Origin of the sequence: Heyndrickxia coagulans 36D1, assembly GCF_000169195.2 — a bacterium.
GTDB classification, from domain to species: Bacteria; Bacillota; Bacilli; order Bacillales; family Bacillaceae_C; genus Weizmannia; species Weizmannia faecalis.
In genome coordinates this window covers 1,243,190-1,260,381 of record NC_016023.1, presented here as the reverse complement: position 1 = coordinate 1,260,381, position 17,192 = coordinate 1,243,190, and the positions used below count along the sequence as shown (strand labels likewise).

Genomic DNA, 17,192 nt, shown 5'->3' with positions numbered 1-17,192 from the left:
TAGCAAAAAACCATGGCCTTTTTTACACAGGATGTTGACTTTGGATTTTCAAAGTGATAATATATTCAAGGTGCTCCTATGAATACCTGTATACTTTGGAGGATATTGCGATGTCTTATGAAAAAGTAAATCAGGCGAAAAGAATTGTTGTAGGGACAAAACAAACAGCGAAAGCGATAAAGTCCGGAAATGTGGATGAACTGCTCGTTGCCAGAGATGCTGATCCGAATATTACGGGCAAAGTCATTTCCGTTGCCGAACAATTCAATGTGCCGGTTACGTATGCCGAGTCGAAAAAACAACTTGGAAAAGTGTGCGGCATTGAAGTCGGAGCTGCAGCTGTTGCACTTATTTATTAAACACTTTTTGCGGGAGAAACCGCAAAAATTTGTTTTTGCCATTAAATGAACCACCTGGATGTGTGGACTTAAATTGTTCGAAGGGAGGAAAAACAGATGCCTACTATTAACCAATTGGTGCGCAAACCTCGTAAATCAAAAATCGAGAAATCTAAGTCACCTGCGCTGAATAAAGGCTATAACAGTTTCAAAAAAATCAATACCGATCTTTCTTCACCCCAAAAACGCGGTGTATGTACGCGTGTTGGGACGATGACGCCGAAGAAACCGAACTCGGCGCTTCGTAAATATGCCCGTGTCCGTTTAACAAACGGGATTGAAGTAACGGCTTATATCCCTGGTATCGGCCATAACCTGCAGGAACACAGCGTTGTTTTAATCCGCGGTGGACGTGTAAAAGACCTGCCTGGTGTACGTTACCACATCGTGCGCGGCGCACTTGACACTGCCGGTGTTGACAACCGGAAACAAGGCCGTTCCAAATACGGGACGAAAAAACCGAAAGAAAAGAAATAATAAGAACGATAACCATACTTGAAAGGAGGATCATTTATGCCACGTAAAGGACCTGTCGCAAAACGCGACGTATTACCGGATCCGATTTACAATTCGAAACTGGTCACACGTTTAATCAACAAAATGATGATCGACGGCAAGAGAGGGAAAGCCCAGACGATCCTGTATTCTTCCTTTGATATTATTCGTGAACGCACTGGCAAAGATCCAATGGAAGTTTTTGACCAGGCATTAAAAAACATTATGCCTGTACTTGAAGTAAGAGCTCGCCGTGTCGGCGGTGCAAACTATCAGGTGCCGGTTGAGGTGCGCCCGGAACGCCGGACAACTTTAGGGCTTCGCTGGCTGGTCAATTATGCCCGCCTCCGCGGAGAAAAAACAATGGAAGAACGACTGGCGAACGAAATCATGGATGCGGCCAACAATACAGGCGCTGCCGTGAAAAAACGCGAAGATACGCATAAAATGGCGGAAGCAAACAGAGCGTTCGCGCATTATCGCTGGTAATATTCCGATACTCCTACATTACACCTATTAAGGAAGGAGAAAGTACGAGATGCCAAGAGAGTTCTCCTTAGAAAAGACTCGTAACATCGGTATCATGGCGCATATCGATGCCGGTAAAACTACAACAACCGAGCGCATCCTTTATTATACCGGCCGTATTCATAAAATCGGCGAAACGCATGAAGGTGCGTCTCAAATGGACTGGATGGAGCAGGAACAGGAGCGCGGGATTACGATTACTTCCGCTGCTACTACAGCACAATGGAATGACCACCGCATCAACATCATTGACACCCCGGGACACGTGGACTTTACCGTTGAAGTTGAACGCTCCCTTCGTGTCCTTGATGGTGCGGTTGCTGTCCTCGATGCCCAGTCCGGCGTTGAGCCTCAGACCGAAACCGTTTGGCGTCAGGCTACGACTTACGGTGTACCACGGATTGTATTCGTCAATAAGATGGATAAAATCGGGGCTGATTTCTTATATTCTGTCAGCACCCTGCATGATCGTCTGCAGGCAAATGCGCATCCGGTCCAATTGCCGATCGGTGCCGAAGACAACTTTGTAGGGATCATTGACCTTATTGAAATGAACGCTACTTTCTACGGTGATGATCTCGGCACGAAAATTGAAGTACGCGAAATCCCGGATGAGTACCGTGACCAGGCGGAAGAATATCATGAAAAACTGCTTGAAGCAGTTGCTGAAGTTGATGAAGATATTATGGAAAAATATCTTGGCGGAGAAGAGATTTCAAAAGAAGAACTGAAAGCTGCGATCCGCAAAGCAACCTGTAATGTTGAATTCTTCCCGGTACTGTGCGGCTCGGCATTTAAAAACAAAGGTGTCCAATTAATGTTGGATGCGGTTGTTGACTATTTGCCTGCGCCGACGGATGTTCCTTCCATCAAGGGGACGCTTCCGGATACAGGGGAAGAAGTATTCAGGCATTCCAGCGATGATGAGCCATTTGCGGCTTTGGCCTTCAAAGTCATGACAGACCCGTTCGTTGGTAAACTGACATTCTTCCGTGTTTATTCAGGTACATTAAGCGCCGGTTCTTATGTCAAAAACTCGACAAAGGATAAACGCGAACGCATCGGGCGTATTTTGCAGATGCACGCAAACCACCGGAAAGAAATTGACAAGGTTTATGCCGGAGATATTGCTGCTGCTGTCGGTTTAAAAGACACGACAACAGGCGACACGCTTTGCGACGAAAACAATCCGGTAATCCTTGAATCGATGGAATTTCCAGAACCGGTTATCCAGCTGTCGGTTGAACCAAAGTCGAAGGCCGACCAGGATAAAATGACGACTGCGCTGCAAAAACTGCAGGAAGAAGACCCGACTTTCCGTGCCCATACGGATCCGGAAACAGGACAAACGATCATCGAAGGAATGGGTGAGCTTCACCTCGATATCATCGTCGACCGGATGAAACGCGAATTTAAAGTCGAAGCCAATATCGGTGCGCCACAAGTTGCATATCGTGAAACATTCCGCAAATCGGCACAAGTCCAAGGTAAGTTCGTACGCCAGTCTGGTGGCCGCGGGCAATACGGGGATGTGTGGATTGAATTTTCACCAAACGAAGAAGGAAAAGGCTTTGAGTTTGAAAATGCGATTGTCGGCGGTGTCGTTCCGCGTGAATACATTCCGGCGATTCAAGCCGGGCTCGAAGATGCCATGCAGCGCGGTGTAATTGCCGGTTATCCGCTCGTTGACATCAAGGCAAAACTATATGACGGTTCTTACCACGATGTTGACTCGAGTGAAATGGCGTTTAAAGTGGCTGCTTCCCTTGCATTAAGGAATGCAGCATCCAAATGTGATCCGGTCCTGCTTGAACCTGTGATGAAAGTGGAAATCGTCATTCCGGAAGAATATCTCGGCGATATCATGGGACAAGTTACAGCCCGCCGCGGTCGTGTAGAAGGAATGGAAGCACGCGGAAATGCCCAGGTTGTCCGTGCCATGGTTCCGTTGTCCGAAATGTTCGGTTACGCAACAGCACTTCGTTCCAGCACGCAAGGACGCGGTGTCTTCACTATGACATTTGATCATTATGAAGAAGTGCCGAAGTCCATTGCGGAAGAGATCATCAAAAAAAATAAAGGCGAATAATTGATTTCTTGCCTTCAATGAAGTATAACTTTACTAGATTGGTTCAAAGCGCTTTAAAGCTGTCCTTTCAGCTTTAAAGCATCCATATACTTACTCAATCCAAAATATTAAGGAGGATTTCCTGATGGCTAAACAAAAATTTGACCGTTCTAAAGAACACTGTAACATTGGAACAATCGGTCACGTTGACCATGGTAAAACGACTTTGACTGCTGCAATTACTGCTGTTCTTGCAAAACAAGGTAAAGCAGAAGCAAGGGCATATGACCAAATTGACGGTGCTCCGGAAGAACGCGAACGTGGTATTACCATCAACACTGCACACGTTGAATATGAAACAGAAAAACGCCACTACGCACACGTTGACTGCCCTGGACACGCTGACTATGTGAAAAACATGATTACGGGTGCTGCACAAATGGACGGTGCGATTCTGGTTGTATCCGCTGCTGACGGCCCAATGCCGCAAACGCGTGAACACATCCTGTTGTCCCGCCAAGTTGGTGTGCCTTACATTGTTGTATTCCTGAACAAATGCGACATGGTGGACGACGAAGAATTGCTTGAACTTGTTGAAATGGAAGTTCGTGACCTTCTTTCCGAATACGACTTCCCTGGCGATGAAGTGCCGGTTATCAAAGGTTCTGCTTTGAAAGCTCTTGAAGGCGACCCTGAATACGAAGCAAAAATCCTTGAATTGATGGATGCTGTTGACGAATACATCCCGACTCCGCAACGTGACACAGACAAACCGTTCATGATGCCGGTGGAAGACGTATTCTCCATCACCGGTCGTGGTACCGTTGCAACCGGCCGTGTAGAACGCGGTCAATTGAAAGTCGGCGATGTTGTTGAAATCATCGGTTTGAACGACGAACCAAAACAAACAACGGTTACCGGCGTTGAAATGTTCCGCAAACTGCTCGACTATGCTGAAGCAGGCGACAACATCGGTGCACTTCTCCGCGGGATTGCACGTGAAGAAGTCCAACGTGGTCAAGTTTTGGCGAAACCGGGTTCTATTACACCGCATACAAAATTTAAAGCACAAGTTTACGTATTAACGAAAGAAGAAGGCGGACGTCACACTCCTTTCTTCTCTAACTACCGTCCGCAATTCTACTTCCGTACAACGGATGTTACCGGCATTATTACGCTGCCTGAAGGCGTTGAAATGGTTATGCCTGGTGATAACGTTGAAATGAGCGTTGAATTGATTGCCCCTATCGCGATCGAAGAAGGAACAAAATTCTCGATCCGTGAAGGCGGCCGTACAGTTGGCGCCGGTTCTGTTTCCGCTATCGAAGCTTAATCGGTTATTAAAAAAAGCCCGGCCAGGTTATCCCGGCCGGGCTTTTTCCATGCTTACGAGTCCGGGTTGCAGCAATATTTTGTATGTGTAAAATTTTACTCGAAGGGGCAAATGAGTGGAAAAAAATGGGAAGACGCTCTATCATCTAATTGTACACTTCAAGATGAACATCTAGAGAGAGAGGTCTTCCCATGGATATTATATCAATAATTGCTGGATTATTAAAGGATACAAAGAGTCTTATCGAATTTGAAGAACAGCTTAAACTTCTGATGCAGAAGGCTTTTACACAATGGGTTGGGGATGTATTTGAGGAGTTAGATAAAACAATTAAACAAAAGAAGTTGGAGGAAGGCTGGGAGTACTGCCGTAGTGATAACAGAAGCGTTCAGTTTCTATTTGGAAGTGTGACTTTTAAACGTTCATTAATGCGTGATAAGAGAGGGAACTCACATTATCCCTTGGATGAATGCTTGGGGCTGGTACCCCACCGGAGATATAGCCCGTTAGTGGAATTAAAGGTGGCAGAGTTGGCAAGTGAGAACACCTATCGGGAGGTGGCGAATATTTTAAAAGAATGGACAGCCGTGAGTCTTAGTCATACAACTGTAGGGGAAATGGTGAAACGCGTAGGAAAAACGCAGGTGGAAGCCGACAAGGCCCTTGTAGAAGAGATGGAAATAGCTGCTTCACTGCCTGATGGGAAGAAGGTAGACTACCTGTTTTCCGAAGCAGATGGCGTATTCATCCGGGGACTGGAAAAGAAACAGGGTATGGAAGTCCGCCATGCCATTCTCTATGAAGGTTGGGAAACCAATGGAAAAAGGGTCTCCCTGCGTCAGCCCACAGTCATCATGACGACGGAAGACATTCAGACATTTTGGGATGAAGTCCAAGCCACAGCTGCCAACACCTATTCCCTCGAAAAAGCGCAAGTCATTACAAACAGTGATGGAGGTGCTGGGTACACAGCTGAACGGTTTCAAACAGCATTCTCACAGTCGGAAATTCCGGTGCTCAACCAGCTGGATACCTACCACGTTGCACAAGCCATCATAAGGACATTTGGGGGCGGAAAGAGCGAGATCAAGGAGCAAATTAGAAAAGCGATTAGAACGCATGACCTGGACCAATTCACGTTATATTTGGATACGCACGAAAGCACCTTGACGGATAAAAAGGCTCTCAAGAAAATCAAGGAATTCCGTTCGTATATCTTGAAAAACTGGGACCGCATTTTTGACTGGAGAGACGGGGTGAAAAACGTGCCGGAAGGTGCGAGAGGCCTAGGAGCGATGGAATCGAATCAAAGGCATATCTCCTTCAGGATGAAAAAAAGGGGCATGCATTGGAGTGAACTTGGCGCAGAAGCCATGGTGAAAATCAAACAAGGCATACTCAATGGGACATTGAGAGAAGCCTATCTGAAACACCGTTCAAGAAGCGAGAGAAAGCAACGGAACTTGAAACAATCCATCAGGATGTCTCAACATCCCCGTTATCCATCTTTATACGGAAATATTACATCTTTTCCGAAAATTACACCGAGCAAGTAAAGCACGGTAGCCGAAAGTGTACAAAAAGAGTGTCTTGGAATACCCGATATTTAAACCTTGTCGAGAAAAACTTGACACATACAATATTTTCCAAAACTTGATGTTGCGCCACAAGGCCTGTATAATAAAAAAAGTCGCTGGAATCAGCAGTATATCAAAGTTTATGTTGCATTACACCATGCTTTTGTGTATAATGTTTGATGTTGGTCTTTGACTGCGATGAAGTGGGAGGTTGCTGGCACACCCGGCCGCTTTGCCATGGCGCGTGGGCCAGGAAAATTTCCATGGAGAATGTCTATTAGCAAATAGGCGAAAAAGGAGGGAAAATAATGGCAAAACAAAAAATTCGCATTCGATTAAAAGCATACGATCACAGAATTCTGGATCAGTCTGCAGAGAAAATTGTAGAAACAGCAAAACGATCAGGTGCAAACGTCTCCGGACCGATTCCGCTTCCGACTGAGAAATCTGTTTACACCATTCTGCGTGCTGTCCACAAGTACAAAGATTCTCGTGAACAATTTGAAATGCGTACACACAAACGTTTGATCGATATTGTAAATCCGACCCCGCAAACGGTTGATTCATTGATGCGGTTGGATCTGCCATCCGGCGTTGACATTGAAATTAAACTTTAATGATAAAACATGACATATTTAACAGGAGGTGTGACTGATGACCAAAGGAATCTTAGGGAGAAAAATCGGTATGACCCAAGTTTTTGCCGAGAACGGCGATCTTATTCCTGTCACTGTAATTGAAGCAACACCAAACGTTGTGCTGCAAAAGAAAACAGTTGAAACGGACGGTTATGAAGCGATCCAGCTCGGATTTGCAGACAAACCGGAACGCCTGGCAAACAAACCGGAAAAAGGGCATGTTTCGAAAGCCAATGCGGCACCTAAGCGCTTCATCCGCGAATTCAGCGGCGTAAACACAAGTGATTTTGAAGTTGGTCAAGAAGTCAAAGTAGATATTTTTGCAGAAGGTGACATTGTAGATGTTACCGGTGTTACAAAAGGGAAAGGATTCCAAGGTGTTATTAAACGCCACGGACAACACCGCGGCCCTATGGCTCACGGTTCGCGTTACCACCGCCGTCCAGGTTCAATGGGTCCGATTGCGCCAAACCGCGTATTCAAACAAAAAGCACTCCCTGGGCGTATGGGGGGAGAACGGGTTACCGTTCAAAATCTGCAAATTGTCAAAGTGGATGCAGAACGCAATCTGCTTTTGATCAAAGGAAACGTTCCTGGTCCGAGAAAAGCTTTGGTTACAGTTAAAGCAGCTGTAAAAGCAAAATAATTGTAAAGAAAGGAGGAAACAGGAATGCCAAAAGTAGCTCTATACAACCAAAACGGTTCCCAAGTCGGTGAAGTTGAATTAAACGACGCTGTATTCGGCATCGAACCGAATGAACATGTTTTATTTGAAGCGATCATCATGCAGAGGGCATCGCTCCGCCAAGGTACCCACAAAGTAAAAGGCCGTTCTGAAGTACGCGGCGGCGGACGTAAACCATGGCGGCAAAAAGGCACAGGTCGCGCACGACAAGGATCGATTCGTGCACCGCAATGGCGCGGAGGCGGTACGGTTTTCGGGCCTGTTCCACGCAGCTACAGCTACAAACTGCCGAAAAAAGTACGCCGTCTTGCGATTAAATCCGCTCTATCGTCAAAAGTACGGGAAAACAATATTTTGGTTCTGGACGCATTAAATTTTGATGCGCCAAAAACAAAAGATTTTATTGCTGTCCTGAAAAATTTGTCCGTGGATAAAAAAGCACTTGTTGTCACAGACGGATTGAACGAAAATGTGGTATTGTCTGCACGCAACATTCCGGGTATTACGGTTGTTGAAGCAACAGGCGTAAATGTTTTGGATGTTGTAAACCATGATCAATTGATCATGACAAAATCCGCTGTTGAAAAAGTAGGGGAGGTGCTTGGTTAATGGATGCACGTGATGTTTTGAAGCGCCCCGTGATTACTGAACGTTCAATGGAATTGACGGCAGATAAGAAATATACATTTGAAGTTGATGTCAAAGCGAATAAAACAGAAATCAAAGATGCTGTAGAAGAAATTTTCGGCGTCAAAGTTGCGAAAGTGAATGTTGCGAACTATAAAGGCAAGCTCAAACGCATGGGCCGTTATACCGGCTATACAAACAAGCGCCGCAAAGCAGTTGTTACGCTAACACCTGACAGCAAAGAAATTGAAATCTTTGAGGTCTAAATACGATCCATCAAACTTGAAGAGGAGGGAAAAAAATGGCGATCAAAAAATACAAACCAACCTCTAACGGGCGTCGCGGCATGACGGCTTTGGATTTTGCGGAGATTACGACGGATAAGCCTGAAAAATCACTGCTTGCTCCGCTTTCGAAAAAAGCAGGCCGCAACAACCAGGGGAAATTAACTGTTCGTCATCAGGGCGGTGGCCATAAGCGCCAGTACCGGATTATCGACTTCAAACGCGATAAAGATGGTATACCAGGGCGCGTTGCCACAATCGAGTATGACCCGAACCGCTCATCTAATATTGCTTTGATTCACTATGCAGACGGTGAAAAACGGTACATTCTTGCACCAAAAAATCTAACTGTCGGCATGGAAATTATGTCCGGACCGGATGCAGACATTAAAGTCGGGAATGCACTTCCGCTTTCTGACATTCCTGTTGGTACGGTCATTCATAACATCGAATTGAAACCAGGCAAAGGCGGCCAATTGATCCGTTCTGCCGGTACTTCCGCACAAGTGCTTGGTAAAGAAGGAAAATATGTGCTTGTCCGCCTGAATTCCGGCGAAGTGCGCATGATTCTTGCAACTTGCCGCGCAACGGTCGGTCAGGTTGGCAACGAACAGCATGAACTGGTCAACATCGGTAAAGCAGGCCGCAAGCGCTGGATGGGTGTACGCCCGACTGTCCGCGGATCTGTTATGAACCCGAATGATCACCCGCACGGTGGTGGTGAAGGTAAAGCACCAATCGGACGCAAATCACCAATGTCACCATGGGGCAAACCGACACTTGGTTACAAAACGCGCAAGAAGAAAAACACTTCAGATAAATTTATTGTACGGCGCCGTAAAAAATAATGCTGTTGAACTACGGTTCGCAGCCTGAACCGTAGCTCTAATCAGGAAGGAGGACTATTCATGGGTCGCAGTCTGAAAAAAGGGCCTTTCGTTGACGATCACTTAATGGTGAAAGTGGAAAAATTGAACGAGTCCAACAAGAAGCAAGTGATCAAAACGTGGTCACGCCGTTCGACGATTTTCCCTGCATTTGTCGGCCACACAATCGCTGTGTATGACGGCCGTAAACATGTTCCGGTATACATCACGGAAGATATGGTCGGCCATAAGCTCGGTGAGTTTGCTCCGACACGCACATTCAAAGGTCACGCCGGTGACGATAAGAAGACAAGACGCTAACGGGAGGAGGTATTCCAATGCAAGCAAAAGCTGTCGCGAAAACAGTCCGTATTGCTCCTCGTAAGGCACGCCTGGTAATTGATTTAATTCGAGGAAAGCAAGTAGGAGAAGCGCTTTCGATTTTGAAATTTACGCCTAAAGCTGCTTCGCCGGTTATTGAAAAAGTACTCAACTCTGCGATTGCGAACGCAGAACACAACTACGATATGGACGCAAATGACCTTGTTGTGGAAAAGGCTTATGTCGATGAAGGGCCTACATTGAAACGTTTCCGGCCGCGTGCAATGGGACGCGCAAGCCAGATCAACAAACGCACGAGCCATATTACGATTGTAGTATCAGATCAAAAGGAGGGATAATTGGTGGGTCAAAAAGTAAATCCTATCGGTTTGCGAATCGGAGTGATTCGTGACTGGGAATCGAAATGGTACGCAGAAAAAGATTACGCCGATCTATTGCACGAAGACATTAAAATTCGTGAATATATCGCAAAGCGCCTTGCGGATGCTTCTGTTTCTGGCGTGGAAATTGAACGTGCTGCAAACCGTGTCAACATTACAATCCGTACGGCAAAACCGGGCATGGTGATCGGTAAAGGCGGTTCGGAAGTAGAAGCATTGCGTAAAGCGCTGAATGCTTTAACAGGAAAAAGAGTCCACATTAACATTGTCGAAGTTAAAAAAGCAGATATTGATGCAAAACTTGTTGCGGAAAACATTGCCCGCCAGCTGGAAAACCGCGTTTCTTTCCGCCGTGCGCAAAAGCAGGCGATTCAACGCGCCATGCGTGCCGGTGCAAAAGGAATCCGGACGCAGGTTTCAGGACGTTTGGGCGGTGCGGATATTGCCCGTGCAGAACATTACAGCGAAGGTACAGTTCCGCTTCATACGCTTCGTGCGGATATTGACTATGCACATGCTGAAGCAGATACAACTTACGGAAAACTGGGCGTAAAAGTTTGGATTTACCGTGGGGAAATCCTTCCTGCTAAGAAAAAAACCGAGGAAGGGGGAAACTGATCATGTTGATGCCTAAACGTGTAAAATACCGCCGTGAACACCGCGGAAAAATGCGCGGCCGTGCAAAAGGCGGCACTGAAGTTGCATTTGGCGAATATGGTTTGCAGGCTTTGGAAGCTTCCTGGATTACAAACCGCCAAATCGAAGCTGCCCGTATTGCGATGACACGTTATATGAAACGTGGCGGTAAAGTATGGATAAAAATTTTCCCTCATAAACCATATACAGCAAAACCGCTTGAAGTCCGGATGGGTTCCGGTAAAGGTGCGCCTGAGGGCTGGGTGGCTGTTGTGAAACCGGGCAAGATTTTGTTTGAAATTGCCGGTGTTCCTGAAGAAGTTGCACGCGAAGCTTTACGCCTTGCGTCCCACAAGCTGCCGATTAAATGCAAGTTCGTAAAACGTGAAGAAATTGGTGGTGAATCTAATGAAAGCTAAAGAAATTCGTGACTTAACCACTGCCGAAATTGAACAAAAAGTAAAGTCGCTGAAGGAAGAGCTGTTCAACCTTCGCTTCCAGCTTGCGACTGGACAATTAGAGAACACTGCCCGCATTCGTGAAGTTCGTAAATCGATTGCCCGCATGAAAACCGTCATTCGTGAAAGAGAAATTGGAATTAACAACCGATAATGGGAGGAGGTTCGCGATACATGAGTGAACGCAACCAACGCAAAGTATACACCGGCCGTGTCGTATCCGACAAAATGGATAAAACCGTTACTGTTCTTGTAGAAACTTACAAAAAACATTCTCTGTACGGCAAACGCGTAAAATACTCGAAAAAATTCAAGGCACATGATGAAAATAACGAAGCCAAAGTCGGCGATATCGTAAGAATCATGGAAACACGCCCGTTATCTGCTACAAAACGTTTCCGCCTGGTGGAAATCGTTGAAAAAGCAGTCATTATCTAATTTGTATCAGTTCGGATACGGTTGATTCCGAAGGGAGGTAAACGAGGATGATCCAACAAGAAACCCGTTTAAAAGTAGCTGACAACTCAGGTGCACGTGAAGTTTTAACGATTAAAGTATTAGGCGGATCCGGCCGAAAAACTGCGAATATCGGAGATGTCATCGTTGCTACGGTAAAACAAGCAACACCTGGAGGCGTTGTTAAAAAAGGCGATGTGGTGAAAGCTGTTGTGGTCCGTACAAAGAGCGGAGTGCGCCGCAGCGATGGTTCTTATATCCGTTTCGATGAAAATGCATGCGTCATTATCCGTGACGACAAGAGCCCTCGCGGCACGCGTATTTTCGGGCCGGTTGCACGCGAACTGCGCAACAACAATTTCATGAAAATCGTATCACTGGCTCCGGAAGTACTTTAATCGATATAGTTTGTGACAATCAAGGAGGTGCGATTGTAATGCATGTCAAAAAAGGTGACAAGGTAATGGTGATCTCCGGCAAAGATAAAGGCAAGACCGGGACGATCCTTGCGGTATATCCGAAAAAAAACCGTGTGATTGTGGAAGGCGTGAACGTTGTCAAAAAACACGCAAAACCTTCCCAGGCAAACCCTCAGGGCGGTATTCTCGACATGGAAGCGCCCATTCACGTGTCAAATGTGATGCCGATTGACCCGAAAACAAATGAGCCGACACGTGTCGGATATGAAATAAGGAACGACAAAAAAGTGCGTGTAGCAAAAAAATCCGGTGAAGTTTTAAGCGTGCTTAAGGAAATTAAGAAAAAGCCTGAAGAAGAAGGGAGGTAAGCGACATGAACCGCCTAAAAGAAAAATACGAAAAAGAAGTTATTCCTGCTTTAACAAGCAAGTTTCAATATACATCCGTTATGCAAGTGCCTAAAGTTGAAAAGATCGTGATCAACATGGGTGTTGGTGATGCTGTTCAAAACGCAAAAATGCTCGACAATGCAGTAGAAGAATTAACATTGATTTCCGGCCAAAGACCGGTTGTGACAAGAGCGAAAAAATCGATCGCAGGTTTCCGCCTTCGTGAAGGGATGCCAATTGGCGCAAAAGTAACGCTTCGCGGCGAGCGCATGTACGAATTTCTCGATAAACTGATTTCAGTTTCGCTTCCGCGTGTGCGCGATTTCCACGGCGTATCGAAAAAATCGTTTGACGGCCGCGGAAACTACACACTCGGCATTAAAGAGCAACTGATCTTCCCTGAAATTGATTACGACAAAGTCAGCAAAGTGCGCGGGATGGACATCGTCATTGTCACCACTGCGAACACGGACGAAGAATCACGTGAACTGTTAGGCCTGCTCGGCATGCCATTCCAAAAATAAAGCGGACGCTAAAAAGGGAGGCGAAAACGTGGCTAAAAAATCAATGATTGCGAAACAAAAACGTGAACCGAAGTATAAAGTTCAGGCTTATACGCGGTGCGAACGATGCGGCCGGCCGCATTCCGTCATTCGCAAATTTAAACTTTGCCGTATTTGTTTCCGCGAACTTGCATATAAAGGTCAAATTCCTGGCGTGAAAAAAGCCAGCTGGTAAAACCCGAATTTGGGAAGGAGGTAAAAGAAATGGTCATGACTGATCCGATTGCAGATTTGCTTACGCGTATCCGTAATGCAAATACAGTGCGTCATGAAAAATTGGAAGTCCCGGCTTCCAAGATTAAGAGAGAGATCGCCGAGATTTTAAAACGTGAAGGTTTCGTGCGTGATGTTGAATATATCGAGGATAACAAACAAGGGATTATCCGGATCTTCCTGAAATACGGCGCAAACAACGAACGCGTCATTACAGGGATCAAGCGTATCAGCAAACCGGGCCTGCGCGTATACGCAAAAGCAGGTGAAGTGCCGAAAGTGCTGAACGGGCTTGGCATCGCAATTGTTTCTACTTCTCAAGGCGTTTTAACCGACAAAGAAGCACGGAAAAACAATGTCGGCGGAGAAATTTTAGCATACGTTTGGTAATCATTTGACGTTGAACGGAGGTGTAAATTATGTCACGTATAGGAAAAAAACCGGTTGAAATTCCATCCGGCGTTACGGTAACCATTAACGGAGATACAGTTACGGTTAAAGGGCCTAAAGGCGAGCTGATCCGCAGCTTCAACCCTGATATTAACATTACCGTAGAAGACAATATCATTCACGTAACACGCCCTTCAGACAGCAAAAACCACCGCGCTTTGCACGGAACGACCCGCGCACTGCTCGCAAACATGGTGGAAGGGGTGTCGAAAGGCTTTGAAAAATCTTTGGAACTGGTCGGGGTTGGATACCGCGCCCAAAAACAAGGCAAAAAACTCGTATTGAACGTCGGCTACTCCCATCCTGTTGAATTTGAACCGGAAGAAGGCCTGGAAGTCGAAGTGCCTTCCAATACAAAAATTGTTGTAAAAGGCGTAAGCAAAGAACGTGTCGGCGCATTTGCCGCCAACATTCGCGACGTCCGCCCGCCTGAACCTTATAAAGGCAAAGGGATTCGTTATGAAGGCGAATATGTACGCAGAAAAGAAGGTAAAACCGGTAAATAATGCCGCCTAGGATGAGAAAGGAGTGAATTCGATGATCACGAAGCCGGATAAAAATCAAGTACGCAAAAAAAGGCATGCACGCGTCCGCGCAAAATTAAGCGGAACGGCTGAACGTCCGCGCCTGAATATCTATCGTTCCAACAAAAATATTTATGCCCAATTGATTGATGATGCAAATGGCGTCACACTGGCCAGCGCTTCCACGCTCGATAAAGAGTTGAGCCTTGAGTCAACCGGCAATGCGGAAGCTGCACAAAAGGTGGGCGAATTGATTGCAAAGCGCGCAATGGAAAAAGGCATCAAAGAAGTTGTTTTCGACCGCGGCGGATACCTCTATCATGGCCGTGTCAAAGCGCTTGCCGATGCAGCCCGTGAGAACGGATTACAATTTTAATCAAAAAGGAGGGGAAATTTTACATGCTACGTATTGACCCAAACAAACTTGAGTTAGAAGAACGTGTTGTTACGATTAACCGCGTTGCCAAAGTGGTAAAAGGGGGACGCCGTTTCCGCTTTTCCGCACTTGTCGTTGTTGGCGACCGGAACGGACATGTCGGATTTGGAACCGGAAAAGCGCAGGAAGTGCCGGATGCGATCCGCAAAGCTGTTGAAGATGCGAAGAAAAATCTTGTTGAGGTACCGATTTCGGGCACAACGATTCCGCACGAAGTTGTCGGCCACTTCGGTGCAGGCAAAATCTTGCTGAAACCGGGTTCCCCTGGTACCGGTGTTATCGCCGGCGGCCCTGTCCGTGCGATCCTTGAACTTGCGGGTATTGCGGATATTACGTCCAAGTCGCTTGGTTCAAACACACCGATTAACATGATCCGTGCTACAATGGACGGCATTAAACAATTGAAGCGTGCGGATGAAGTTGCGAAACTGCGCAATAAATCTGTCGAAGAATTATTAGGTTAAGGAGGGAACGCTCATGGCAAAATTGAAAATCACCCTCACCCGCAGTGTCATCGGCCGCCCGCAGGATCAGCGCGAAACGGTAAAAGCGCTCGGCCTGCGCAAAGTCAACCAGACTGTTGAGAAAGAAGACAATGCTGCAATTCGCGGCATGATCAATAAAGTGTCCCATCTTGTTTCCGTATCGGAACAATAATTTTCGATTTTAAGATAAGGAGGTGCAACCATGAAACTTCATGAATTAAAACCTGCAGAAGGATCCCGTAAAAAACGCAACCGTGTCGGTCGTGGTATTGGTTCCGGCAACGGAAAAACAGCCGGCAAAGGGCACAAAGGTCAAAACGCTCGTTCCGGCGGCGGTGTACGCCTCGGTTTTGAAGGCGGTCAAACCCCGTTGTTCCGCCGTTTGCCAAAACGTGGTTTTACGAACATTAACCGTAAAGAGTATGCCATTGTGAACCTTGACGTTTTAAACCGTTTTGAAGACGGCACGGAAGTAACGCCTGCCCTTTTATTGGAAACAGGTGTCATCAGCAAGGAAAAATCGGGTGTAAAAGTGCTTGCAAACGGCAAACTTGAGAAAAAATTGACCGTAAAAGCACATAAATTCTCCTCTGCTGCCAAAGAAGCCATAGAAGCTGCCGGCGGTACAGCCGAGGTGATTTAATGTTCAAGACAATCGCCAATTTTATGCGTGTGGGTGAGATAAGAAATAAAATTATTTTCACCCTCCTCATGCTGGTCGTATTCCGCATAGGAGCCTTTATTCCTGTTCCTTATGTGGATGCTTCCGTTTTGGATGCCTCCACCCAAAACGGTTTAGTTGGTTTTCTAAACACTTTTGGGGGCGGTGCGCTGAAGAACTTTTCCATTTTTGCAATGGGCATTATGCCATATATCACATCTTCCATTATCGTGCAGCTTTTGCAAATGGATGTTGTGCCGAAGTTTGCCGAGTGGGCAAAACAGGGTGAAGTGGGGCGTCGTAAGCTGAATGAGTTTACACGCTATTTTACGGTTATCCTGGCTTTGATTGAAGGCTTCGGCATGTCATATGGCTTTAATAATTTGGCGCAAGGGGCACTGATTACGAAGTCCGGTTTCTGGACGTATTTGATCATCGCACTTACGCTGACAGCCGGCACCACATTTTTAATGTGGCTTGGCGAACAAATTACGGCCAAAGGTGTAGGAAACGGGATTTCCATTTTGATTATGGCCGGCATTATTGCCGGGATTCCGACAGCCATCAACCAGATTTACGCGCAGCAAATTGAAAATGCCGGTTCCCAGCTGTTTTTGAAGATTGTTTTGCTGGCTTTTCTTGCATTGATTATTCTGGCCATTGTGGTCGGAGTCATCTATTTCCAGCAGGCATCGAGAAAGATACCGGTCCAGTATGCCCAGCACATTTCCGGCAGGGCAACAACCGGCAGGCAGTCAACGCATTTGCCTTTAAAGGTCAATGCTGCCGGGGTCATTCCGGTTATCTTTGCGATTTCGTTCATTATTGCGCCGCAGACGATCGCTTCGTTTTTCGGTTCCAGCAGTGTGGCAAGCACCATCCAGTATATTTTTGATTATACAAAACCGGTCGGAGCTTTGATTTATGTGGCGTTGATTATCGCTTTCTCGTACTTTTACGCATTCGTACAAGTCAATCCGGAGCAGCTTGCCGACAATTTAAAGAAACAAGGCGGCTATATTCCGGGGATCCGCCCGGGCAAAAACACACAGCAATATGTCACTTCGGTTTTATACCGGCTGACATTTGTCGGTTCGATCTTTCTTGCTGTGATTGCCATTCTGCCTGTCATTTTCACGAATGTCATCGGGCTCCCGGCTTCCGCCAGAATCGGCGGCACAAGCCTGCTCGTTGTGATCGGGGTTGCGCTTGAAACGATGCTGCAACTGGAAGCACAGCTTGTTAAACGCCATTACAGAGGCTTTATCAAATAAAAATGGT

The 17,192-nt window shown here is 46.3% G+C and carries 28 protein-coding genes; all 28 read left to right on the top strand.

The window, feature by feature from the left end; genetic code table 11:
• Window positions 1–110: 110 nt before the first annotated feature.
• The 28 genes from BCOA_RS23120 (at window position 111) to secY (ending at window position 17,185) form a co-directional block, all read left to right on the top strand.
• A complete protein-coding gene (locus BCOA_RS23120) occupies window positions 111–359 on the top strand; it encodes a 50S ribosomal protein L7ae-like protein (protein ID WP_014096505.1) in 249 nt (82 codons plus the stop codon).
• 96 nt (window positions 360–455) lie between these two features.
• Window positions 456–875, top strand: coding sequence for a 30S ribosomal protein S12 (gene rpsL / locus BCOA_RS23115; RefSeq protein ID WP_014096504.1), 420 nt, complete (start codon window positions 456–458; stop codon window positions 873–875).
• Window positions 876–911: 36 nt separating this feature from the next.
• Window positions 912–1,382 carry a 30S ribosomal protein S7 gene (gene rpsG, locus BCOA_RS23110; protein ID WP_013858074.1) on the top strand — a complete coding sequence of 157 codons (471 nt, stop codon included), beginning with the start codon at window positions 912–914 and terminating at the stop codon, window positions 1,380–1,382.
• A gap of 49 nt (window positions 1,383–1,431) precedes the next feature.
• On the top strand, window positions 1,432–3,510 hold the full coding sequence (fusA, locus tag BCOA_RS23105) for an elongation factor G (RefSeq protein WP_014096503.1): 2,079 nt from the start codon (window positions 1,432–1,434) through the stop codon (window positions 3,508–3,510).
• Between the two features lie 124 nt (window positions 3,511–3,634).
• On the top strand, window positions 3,635–4,822 hold the full coding sequence (tuf, locus tag BCOA_RS23100) for an elongation factor Tu (protein WP_014096502.1): 1,188 nt from the start codon (window positions 3,635–3,637) through the stop codon (window positions 4,820–4,822).
• A gap of 191 nt (window positions 4,823–5,013) precedes the next feature.
• Window positions 5,014–6,378: an ISLre2-like element ISBco5 family transposase gene (locus BCOA_RS23095; protein ID WP_014096501.1), complete on the top strand. Its 1,365-nt coding sequence runs from the start codon at window positions 5,014–5,016 to the stop codon at window positions 6,376–6,378.
• Window positions 6,379–6,707: 329 nt separating this feature from the next.
• On the top strand, window positions 6,708–7,016 hold the full coding sequence (gene rpsJ / locus BCOA_RS23090; protein ID WP_013858078.1) for a 30S ribosomal protein S10: 309 nt from the start codon (window positions 6,708–6,710) through the stop codon (window positions 7,014–7,016).
• Window positions 7,017–7,053: 37 nt separating this feature from the next.
• Window positions 7,054–7,683, top strand: a complete 630-nt coding sequence (gene rplC, locus BCOA_RS23085; RefSeq protein ID WP_014096500.1) for a 50S ribosomal protein L3 — start codon at window positions 7,054–7,056, stop codon at window positions 7,681–7,683.
• Window positions 7,684–7,707: 24 nt separating this feature from the next.
• The gene (gene rplD / locus BCOA_RS23080) at window positions 7,708–8,331 is read left to right on the top strand and encodes a 50S ribosomal protein L4 (protein WP_014096499.1); all 624 of its coding nucleotides are present in this window, start codon (window positions 7,708–7,710) and stop codon (window positions 8,329–8,331) included.
• On the top strand, window positions 8,331–8,615 hold the full coding sequence (rplW, locus tag BCOA_RS23075) for a 50S ribosomal protein L23 (protein WP_014096498.1): 285 nt from the start codon (window positions 8,331–8,333) through the stop codon (window positions 8,613–8,615). Before rplD ends, rplW begins: the two co-directional genes overlap by 1 nt.
• Before the next feature lie 35 nt (window positions 8,616–8,650).
• Window positions 8,651–9,481: a 50S ribosomal protein L2 gene (rplB, locus tag BCOA_RS23070; protein ID WP_014096497.1), complete on the top strand. Its 831-nt coding sequence runs from the start codon at window positions 8,651–8,653 to the stop codon at window positions 9,479–9,481.
• Window positions 9,482–9,541: 60 nt separating this feature from the next.
• On the top strand, window positions 9,542–9,820 hold the full coding sequence (gene rpsS / locus BCOA_RS23065; protein ID WP_013858083.1) for a 30S ribosomal protein S19: 279 nt from the start codon (window positions 9,542–9,544) through the stop codon (window positions 9,818–9,820).
• Window positions 9,821–9,837: 17 nt separating this feature from the next.
• Window positions 9,838–10,179 carry a 50S ribosomal protein L22 gene (rplV, locus tag BCOA_RS23060; protein ID WP_013858084.1) on the top strand — a complete coding sequence of 114 codons (342 nt, stop codon included), beginning with the start codon at window positions 9,838–9,840 and terminating at the stop codon, window positions 10,177–10,179.
• 3 nt (window positions 10,180–10,182) lie between these two features.
• The gene (rpsC, locus tag BCOA_RS23055) at window positions 10,183–10,839 is read left to right on the top strand and encodes a 30S ribosomal protein S3 (protein WP_026104594.1); all 657 of its coding nucleotides are present in this window, start codon (window positions 10,183–10,185) and stop codon (window positions 10,837–10,839) included.
• 2 nt (window positions 10,840–10,841) lie between these two features.
• A complete protein-coding gene (gene rplP, locus BCOA_RS23050) occupies window positions 10,842–11,276 on the top strand; it encodes a 50S ribosomal protein L16 (RefSeq protein WP_013858086.1) in 435 nt (144 codons plus the stop codon).
• Window positions 11,266–11,469 (top strand): 50S ribosomal protein L29, encoded by a 204-nt coding sequence (rpmC, locus tag BCOA_RS23045; RefSeq protein ID WP_013858087.1) that lies wholly within the window; start codon window positions 11,266–11,268, stop codon window positions 11,467–11,469. Before rplP ends, rpmC begins: the two co-directional genes overlap by 11 nt.
• A gap of 20 nt (window positions 11,470–11,489) precedes the next feature.
• Window positions 11,490–11,753, top strand: a complete 264-nt coding sequence (gene rpsQ, locus BCOA_RS23040) for a 30S ribosomal protein S17 (protein WP_013858088.1) — start codon at window positions 11,490–11,492, stop codon at window positions 11,751–11,753.
• A 47-nt stretch (window positions 11,754–11,800) separates the two neighbouring features.
• Window positions 11,801–12,169 (top strand): 50S ribosomal protein L14, encoded by a 369-nt coding sequence (rplN, locus tag BCOA_RS23035; RefSeq protein WP_013858089.1) that lies wholly within the window; start codon window positions 11,801–11,803, stop codon window positions 12,167–12,169.
• Window positions 12,170–12,207: 38 nt separating this feature from the next.
• Window positions 12,208–12,558, top strand: coding sequence for a 50S ribosomal protein L24 (gene rplX, locus BCOA_RS23030; RefSeq protein ID WP_014096496.1), 351 nt, complete (start codon window positions 12,208–12,210; stop codon window positions 12,556–12,558).
• 5 nt (window positions 12,559–12,563) lie between these two features.
• Window positions 12,564–13,103 (top strand): 50S ribosomal protein L5, encoded by a 540-nt coding sequence (rplE, locus tag BCOA_RS23025; protein ID WP_014096495.1) that lies wholly within the window; start codon window positions 12,564–12,566, stop codon window positions 13,101–13,103.
• 28 nt (window positions 13,104–13,131) lie between these two features.
• Window positions 13,132–13,317, top strand: coding sequence for a type Z 30S ribosomal protein S14 (locus BCOA_RS23020; protein ID WP_014096494.1), 186 nt, complete (start codon window positions 13,132–13,134; stop codon window positions 13,315–13,317).
• A gap of 29 nt (window positions 13,318–13,346) precedes the next feature.
• Window positions 13,347–13,745, top strand: a complete 399-nt coding sequence (gene rpsH, locus BCOA_RS23015) for a 30S ribosomal protein S8 (protein ID WP_013858092.1) — start codon at window positions 13,347–13,349, stop codon at window positions 13,743–13,745.
• Window positions 13,746–13,774: 29 nt separating this feature from the next.
• Complete coding sequence (gene rplF / locus BCOA_RS23010; RefSeq protein WP_014096493.1) at window positions 13,775–14,311, top strand: 50S ribosomal protein L6; 537 nt, start codon at window positions 13,775–13,777, stop codon at window positions 14,309–14,311.
• A gap of 31 nt (window positions 14,312–14,342) precedes the next feature.
• Window positions 14,343–14,705: a 50S ribosomal protein L18 gene (rplR, locus tag BCOA_RS23005; RefSeq protein ID WP_014096492.1), complete on the top strand. Its 363-nt coding sequence runs from the start codon at window positions 14,343–14,345 to the stop codon at window positions 14,703–14,705.
• 23 nt (window positions 14,706–14,728) lie between these two features.
• The gene (gene rpsE / locus BCOA_RS23000; RefSeq protein WP_014096491.1) at window positions 14,729–15,229 is read left to right on the top strand and encodes a 30S ribosomal protein S5; all 501 of its coding nucleotides are present in this window, start codon (window positions 14,729–14,731) and stop codon (window positions 15,227–15,229) included.
• Window positions 15,230–15,242: 13 nt separating this feature from the next.
• Window positions 15,243–15,422, top strand: coding sequence for a 50S ribosomal protein L30 (gene rpmD / locus BCOA_RS22995; RefSeq protein ID WP_014096490.1), 180 nt, complete (start codon window positions 15,243–15,245; stop codon window positions 15,420–15,422).
• A gap of 30 nt (window positions 15,423–15,452) precedes the next feature.
• Window positions 15,453–15,893, top strand: a complete 441-nt coding sequence (rplO, locus tag BCOA_RS22990; RefSeq protein WP_013858097.1) for a 50S ribosomal protein L15 — start codon at window positions 15,453–15,455, stop codon at window positions 15,891–15,893.
• Complete coding sequence (secY, locus tag BCOA_RS22985) at window positions 15,893–17,185, top strand: preprotein translocase subunit SecY (RefSeq protein ID WP_014096489.1); 1,293 nt, start codon at window positions 15,893–15,895, stop codon at window positions 17,183–17,185. The genes rplO and secY overlap by 1 nt, the downstream gene beginning before the upstream one ends.
• Window positions 17,186–17,192 lie beyond the last annotated feature (7 nt).

Bases quoted from the DNA above. Each gene is read 5' to 3' on its own strand.
- BCOA_RS23095 (WP_014096501.1), top strand. From the start codon at position 5,014: ATGGATATTATATCAATAATTGCTGGATTATTAAAGGATACAAAGAGT.
- rpmD (WP_014096490.1), top strand. From the start codon at position 15,243: ATGGCAAAATTGAAAATCACCCTCACCCGCAGTGTCATCGGCCGCCCG.
- rpsQ (WP_013858088.1), top strand. From the start codon at position 11,490: ATGAGTGAACGCAACCAACGCAAAGTATACACCGGCCGTGTCGTATCC.
- rplE (WP_014096495.1), top strand. From the start codon at position 12,564: ATGAACCGCCTAAAAGAAAAATACGAAAAAGAAGTTATTCCTGCTTTA.
- rplV (WP_013858084.1), top strand. From the start codon at position 9,838: ATGCAAGCAAAAGCTGTCGCGAAAACAGTCCGTATTGCTCCTCGTAAG.
- rplP (WP_013858086.1), top strand. From the start codon at position 10,842: ATGTTGATGCCTAAACGTGTAAAATACCGCCGTGAACACCGCGGAAAA.
- rpsH (WP_013858092.1), top strand. From the start codon at position 13,347: ATGGTCATGACTGATCCGATTGCAGATTTGCTTACGCGTATCCGTAAT.
- rplC (WP_014096500.1), top strand. From the start codon at position 7,054: ATGACCAAAGGAATCTTAGGGAGAAAAATCGGTATGACCCAAGTTTTT.
- rpsE (WP_014096491.1), top strand. From the start codon at position 14,729: ATGCTACGTATTGACCCAAACAAACTTGAGTTAGAAGAACGTGTTGTT.
- fusA (WP_014096503.1), top strand. From the start codon at position 1,432: ATGCCAAGAGAGTTCTCCTTAGAAAAGACTCGTAACATCGGTATCATG.
- rplD (WP_014096499.1), top strand. From the start codon at position 7,708: ATGCCAAAAGTAGCTCTATACAACCAAAACGGTTCCCAAGTCGGTGAA.
- rplF (WP_014096493.1), top strand. From the start codon at position 13,775: ATGTCACGTATAGGAAAAAAACCGGTTGAAATTCCATCCGGCGTTACG.
- rpsG (WP_013858074.1), top strand. From the start codon at position 912: ATGCCACGTAAAGGACCTGTCGCAAAACGCGACGTATTACCGGATCCG.
- secY (WP_014096489.1), top strand. From the start codon at position 15,893: ATGTTCAAGACAATCGCCAATTTTATGCGTGTGGGTGAGATAAGAAAT.
- rplN (WP_013858089.1), top strand. From the start codon at position 11,801: ATGATCCAACAAGAAACCCGTTTAAAAGTAGCTGACAACTCAGGTGCA.
- rplR (WP_014096492.1), top strand. From the start codon at position 14,343: ATGATCACGAAGCCGGATAAAAATCAAGTACGCAAAAAAAGGCATGCA.
- rpsL (WP_014096504.1), top strand. From the start codon at position 456: ATGCCTACTATTAACCAATTGGTGCGCAAACCTCGTAAATCAAAAATC.
- rplB (WP_014096497.1), top strand. From the start codon at position 8,651: ATGGCGATCAAAAAATACAAACCAACCTCTAACGGGCGTCGCGGCATG.
- rplO (WP_013858097.1), top strand. From the start codon at position 15,453: ATGAAACTTCATGAATTAAAACCTGCAGAAGGATCCCGTAAAAAACGC.
- rplX (WP_014096496.1), top strand. From the start codon at position 12,208: ATGCATGTCAAAAAAGGTGACAAGGTAATGGTGATCTCCGGCAAAGAT.
- rpmC (WP_013858087.1), top strand. From the start codon at position 11,266: ATGAAAGCTAAAGAAATTCGTGACTTAACCACTGCCGAAATTGAACAA.
- BCOA_RS23120 (WP_014096505.1), top strand. From the start codon at position 111: ATGTCTTATGAAAAAGTAAATCAGGCGAAAAGAATTGTTGTAGGGACA.
- rplW (WP_014096498.1), top strand. From the start codon at position 8,331: ATGGATGCACGTGATGTTTTGAAGCGCCCCGTGATTACTGAACGTTCA.
- rpsS (WP_013858083.1), top strand. From the start codon at position 9,542: ATGGGTCGCAGTCTGAAAAAAGGGCCTTTCGTTGACGATCACTTAATG.
- tuf (WP_014096502.1), top strand. From the start codon at position 3,635: ATGGCTAAACAAAAATTTGACCGTTCTAAAGAACACTGTAACATTGGA.
- rpsJ (WP_013858078.1), top strand. From the start codon at position 6,708: ATGGCAAAACAAAAAATTCGCATTCGATTAAAAGCATACGATCACAGA.